At 73.0% G+C, this 5,163-nt stretch carries 4 protein-coding genes; 2 read left to right on the forward strand and 2 right to left on the reverse strand.

Going from position 1 to position 5,163, the window contains the following annotated elements; translation table 11 throughout:
- Together ACFYT9_RS39470 and ACFYT9_RS39475 are read right to left on the reverse strand one after the other, a co-directional pair.
- Window positions 1–338: iron chelate uptake ABC transporter family permease subunit (locus ACFYT9_RS39470; RefSeq protein WP_389172012.1), on the reverse strand; the 338-nt coding region annotated here is incomplete at its 3' end.
- Complete coding sequence (locus ACFYT9_RS39475; protein ID WP_389172014.1) at window positions 335–1,402, reverse strand: FecCD family ABC transporter permease; 1,068 nt, start codon at window positions 1,400–1,402, stop codon at window positions 335–337. The genes ACFYT9_RS39470 and ACFYT9_RS39475, both read right to left, overlap by 4 nt.
- Window positions 1,403–1,661: 259 nt before the next feature.
- Between ACFYT9_RS39475 and ACFYT9_RS39480 the strand changes: the two genes are divergently transcribed.
- A complete protein-coding gene (locus tag ACFYT9_RS39480) occupies window positions 1,662–3,371 on the forward strand; it encodes an ABC transporter ATP-binding protein (RefSeq protein WP_389172017.1) in 1,710 nt (569 codons plus the stop codon).
- The coding region (locus tag ACFYT9_RS39485) for an ABC transporter ATP-binding protein (protein ID WP_389172020.1) at window positions 3,368–5,163 on the forward strand (1,796 nt) is incomplete at its 3' end. The genes ACFYT9_RS39480 and ACFYT9_RS39485, both read left to right, overlap by 4 nt.

The raw sequence follows: 5,163 nt of genomic DNA on the forward strand, positions 1-5,163 counted from the left end.
AGCAGCGCGCCGCTGACCGCGAGCGCCGCACCCACCGCGAGCGCCGTCAGAACACGCGGCAGACGCAGCGTGTTCACGATGAAGTCCGCACCACCGCTGTCCCGCCCCGCCAGCGCCCGGACGACCTCGGCAACGGTCAGCTCGTAGTCGCCGGTCGCCAGACTGACCAGCATCACCGCGACCAGGGCGGCCAGCAGCCCGGCCGTCACCACGAGGGCCCGGCCCCGAACACGCACCGACACACCACCCGTCCGCAGGACGGTCCCCGTGATCACGCGAGGCCGGTGGATCCGCCGCCCCGCCGTCTTCTCGGTCTTCTGCTCGTGGGTGGTGTTCACAGCATGACCAGCTTTCGGCGACGGCACAGCGCCAGGAACACCGGCGCCCCCAGGAACGCGGTCACGATCCCGACCTGGACCTCACCCGGCGCGCCCATCACCCGCCCCAGCACATCCGCCCCGATCAACAACACGGGAGCCAGGAGCATCGAGTACGCCAGCACCCACCGCTGGTCCGGACCCACGACGAAACGCGCGATGTGCGGGACCACCAGACCGACGAACCCGACCGGCCCCGCAGCAGCGGTCGCGGCACCGCACAGCAGCATCACCCCCACCGCCCCCAGGATCCTCGTCCGGTTCACGTTCACACCCAGCGCCCGCCCCATCTGGTCACCCAGCGCCAGCGCGTTCAGCGACGGACCCAGCAACATCGCGATCACCAGCCCCACCACCACGAACGGCAGGATCACCCACACGACGTCGAAGTAGCGTCCGGCGAGCGATCCGACCGTCCAGAAGCGGAACTGGTCGAACGCCCGCGGGTTCAGCAGCAGCACCGCCGAGTTGAACGCGTACAGCACCGCCGTCACCGCCGCTCCCGCGACGACCAGACGATCGGGCGTCGCCAGCTGACGGCCGGCGGACCCCAGCAGGTACACCACCACCGACGCGACAGCCGCGCCCAGGAACGCGAACCACACATACCCGAGCACCGAGCCCACGCCCAGGAACGCGATCGCCACGACCACCCCGGCCGACGACCCCAGACTGATCCCCAAAAGCCCCGGCTCCGCCAGCGGATTCCGGGTCAACGCCTGCATCAGCGCCCCCGACAACCCCAGCGCCACCCCGACCAGCAAACCCAGCAGCGTCCTCGGAATCCGGTAGTCATGAATGATCACCGACGTCTCCGACCCGTCGGGATTCCACAAGGCGCTCCAGGTGGCGGAGAACGGAATGCCCCGCGTCCCCGTCCACACACTCAACAACCCCACCAGAACAAGTGCGGCGAGCACCAGTAATAACCCCACTCCCCGCAGGGCTGTGGACGTGCCACGCGGCCGGGTGGCGGGGCGCAGGCGGGCATGCTTCTCCGGCACGGCCCGGGTTTCGACCGGCAACGACTGTCCCCCTGACGGCGGTGCACACGGAGAGGCTGAGAGCTTAGGGGAGGCTAACCGAACGTGACGGGCCGGTCAACGTGATGTCGCGGGCCGAGATGCCCGGACACGCGGGCGGAGGCCCGGAGGGGAGCGGCGCGGGCCGTCACCCGCACCGGCGGGCCGGTGCGCAGACAGGTGGCGCGACGGCCGCGATCGGATCCCGCTCGACCCCGGGCTAGCCTTGCCTGACTTCAGAAACGTCCAGATGGAGGGGCACATGCCAGTGGGAGGTCAGGCCGGAGGACTCCTCCTGCGCCGAGTGATCAGAGGCCAGCGCGGGAGGGTCGTCTCGGCATCCGCGCTCGGCATGACCCACCAGGCGTGCGAAGCGTTGGTGCCCGTGGTCATCGGCGCCGCCATCGACTCGGCCGTCGCCACCGGCTCCGCACAGTCACTACTGCGCTGGCTCGTGGTCCTCGGCGTCCTCTTCCTCGTGCTGTCCACCTGTTACCGGACCAGCGCCAGGATCGCCGAGGGCGCGGGCGAACACGCCGCGCACCTGCTGCGGCTCGAACTCGGCGCCCGCGTCCTCGACCCGCGCGGCGGGGCGGACGCGAACCGGCTGCCGGGCGCGCTCACCAGCATCGCCACCAATGACGCCAGCCGCGTCGGCGCGGTCGCGGAGGTCCTGCCGTACGGCTCCGCGGCGATCGCCGCCCTCGTGGTCAGCGCCGTGGCTCTGTTCGGGATCTCCGTCCCGCTCGGCCTGCTCGTCCTGCTCGGCATCCCGCCCCTGCTCTGGCTCGGCCACCGCATCAGCCGCCCCCTGGAGCGGCGGAGCGAGGCCGAGCAGGAGAGCGCCGCGTATGCCTCGGGCGTCGCCGCCGACCTCGTCTCCGGGCTCCGCGTCCTCAAGGGCATGGGCGCCGAGTCCGCGGCCGTGGCCCGCTACCGGACGACGAGTCAGGACTCGCTCGCCGCCGCGCTCCGCGCGGCCCGCAGCCGTGCCGGTCACGAAGGCGCGCTGCTCGGTCTGACGGGCGTCTTCATCGCCCTGATCGGCATCGCGGGCGCGTACCTCGCGATGGACGGGAGCATCAGCGTCGGCGATCTCGTCGCCGCCGTCGGACTCGCGCAGTTCCTCCTCGGTCCTTTCCAGCTCCTCGCCTGGGCGAACGCCGAGTTCGCCCAGGCCCGGGCCTCCGCCCGCCGCATCGCCGAGGTCCTCGCCTCCCCCGCCGCCGTCCCCGGCGGCGAGCAGGCCCCTGCCGACAAGGAAGCGGGGCACGTCCGGCTGCACGACGTGCACCTGGGCACACTGCGGGGAGTCGACCTCGACCTCCCGGCCGGCAGCCTCACCGGGATCGTGACCCGCGACCCGGCCGCCGCCCACGACCTGCTGCTCGCCCTCGCCCGCGAGACGGACCCCGCCGACGGCCGCGTCGAGCTCGACGGCGTCCCGCTCACCGAGCTGGACCCGGGCCTCCTGCGCCGTGCGGTCCTGGTCGCCCACCATGACGCCGACCTCTTCGAGGGCAGCCTCCTGGACGTCGTGCGGGCAGATGCGTCCACGGCTGACGGCGCGGACCCGCACGCGGTCGAGGCGGCCCTGGCGGCCTCCGGGGCCGACGAGGTGGCGCGGGTGCTGCCCGGTGGGGCGGACACGGTGCTCGCCGAGCGCGGCCGGTCCCTCTCCGGCGGGCAGCGTCAGCGCGTCGCGCTCGCGCGGGCGCTCGCCGCCGACCGCCCGGTCCTCGTCCTGCACGATCCGACCACGGCCGTGGACACGGTCACCGAGTCCCGGATCGCCGCCCGCCTGCGGGAGGTCCGACAGGGGCGCACCACCGTCCTGATCACCACCAGCCCCGCGCTCCTCGCGACGACGGACCGGGTGGTCGTCCTCGACGGAGGGACCGTGACGGCCGACGGCACGCACGCCGAACTCCTCGCCGACGACGAGGCCTACCGAACGGCGGTGCTCGCGTGAGCACCGTTCCCGAGGACGAGACGCGCGAGCCCGCGACGACCCGGACGACGACGAACAGCACGGAGACGGACATGGGCGGCGACGCCGACACGGTTGGCACGGTTCTCGCGGACCGTTCGGATCCCGCCGATCACGCGGACCGTTCGGATCCCGCCGATGGCGCGGACGGTACGGGGCCCTCACTCAGCCCGGCTCCCCCAGACCCCGTGGACCGCACGCTCCTCCCGACCGCCGGCGGCGGCGAGTGCCTGGCCGCGTTGCGCACGGTCCTGCGCGCCCACCGGGTGCCGGCCCTGGCCGCCGTGCTCGTCCTGGTCGCCGGCACCGGCATCGGCCTCCTCACCGCTCCGCTGCTCGGGCACATCGTCGACCTGGTGATCGAACGCCGGGGGCCGGACGCCCTCACTGTCCCGCTGGCGCTTCTGGTGGTCGTGGCCCTGGCGCGGGGCGCCGTCGCCGCGATCGGCGGGATCCTGGTGGCGCGGGTCGGCGAAGCCGTTCTCGCCACCACGCGGGAACGTTTCATCGAGCGGGCGCTGCGGCTGCCCCTCGAACGGGTCGAGGCGGCCGGCTCCGGAGACCTCGTCTCCCGGGTCACCAGCGACGTCTCCATGATCGCCAAGTCGGTGCGGCAAGCCCTCCCCGAATTCACCCGCTCCGCCCTGACCATCGTCCTCACCCTCGTCGGCCTCGCCGTCCTCGACTGGCGGTTCCTGCTCGCCGCACTCCTCGCCGTACCCGTCCAGATCCTCTCCGTACGCTGGTACCTGCGCCGCGCCGCCCCCGTCTACGCCCGCCACCGCGTCGCCACCGGCGCCCTCCAGCACCAACTCCTCGACAGCATCGGCGGCGTCCGCACCGTACGCGCCTTCCGCCTCAACAAGCCGCACGCGGCGCTGCTCGAAGACCGGTCGGCGGCGACGCGCGATGTGGCGCTGCGCGGTCAGTTCATCGTCACCGGGTTCTTCTCACGCCTCAATCTCGCCGAGTTCATCGGCCTCGCCGCCATGCTCGGCACCGGCTTCCTCCTCGTCCAGAACGGCGCCGTCAGCATCGGCACCGCCACCGCCGCCGCCCTCTACTTCCACAGCCTCTTCAACCCCGTCAACGCCGCCCTCTACCTCATCGACGACGCCCAGTCCGCCGGCGCCAGCTTCGCCCGCCTCATCGGCGTCGCCAACCTCCCCGCCGAACACACGCCCCAGGGCGGCAGTCGCGCAGTCGGCGGCGCCATCACGGTGAGCGGCCTCGGCCACGCGTACGCCGACGGGCGTCCCGTCCTGTCCGGGATCGACCTGGAAGTGGGCGGCGGGGAGCGCGTGGCGCTGGTCGGAGCCAGCGGAGCGGGCAAGACCACGCTCGCCAAGGTCATCGCCGGCATCCACACCCCTGCCGGCGGAACGATTTCTCTCGGCGGGGTCGACACGCGTGAACTGGGCCCCGAGGGCGTCCGACGGACGGTGACACTGATCAGCCAGGAGGTGCACGTCTTCGCCGGACCGCTCACCGCCGACCTCCGCCTCGCCAAACCCGACGCCACCGACGAGGAACTGCGCCACGCCCTCACCACCGTCGGCGCCCTCGACTGGGCCGACGCCCTGCCCGAAGGACTGGACACGATCGTCGGCGAGGGCGGGCACCGGCTGACGGTCGCACAGGCCCAGCACCTCGCGCTGGCCCGCCTCGTCCTGGCCGACCCGCCGATCGCGATCCTGGACGAGGCGACCGCCGACGCGGGCAGCGCAGGCGCCCGCGTCCTGGAGGAAGCCGCCGAACGCGCCCTCGAAGGCCG

This window comes from Streptomyces sp. NPDC004435, from assembly GCF_042873895.1.
GTDB lineage: Bacteria > Actinomycetota > Actinomycetes > Streptomycetales > Streptomycetaceae > Streptomyces.

Excerpts from the sequence above, each read along its gene's own strand:
- ACFYT9_RS39480 (WP_389172017.1), top strand. The coding sequence starts at position 1,662 with ATGCCAGTGGGAGGTCAGGCCGGAGGACTCCTCCTGCGCCGAGTGATC.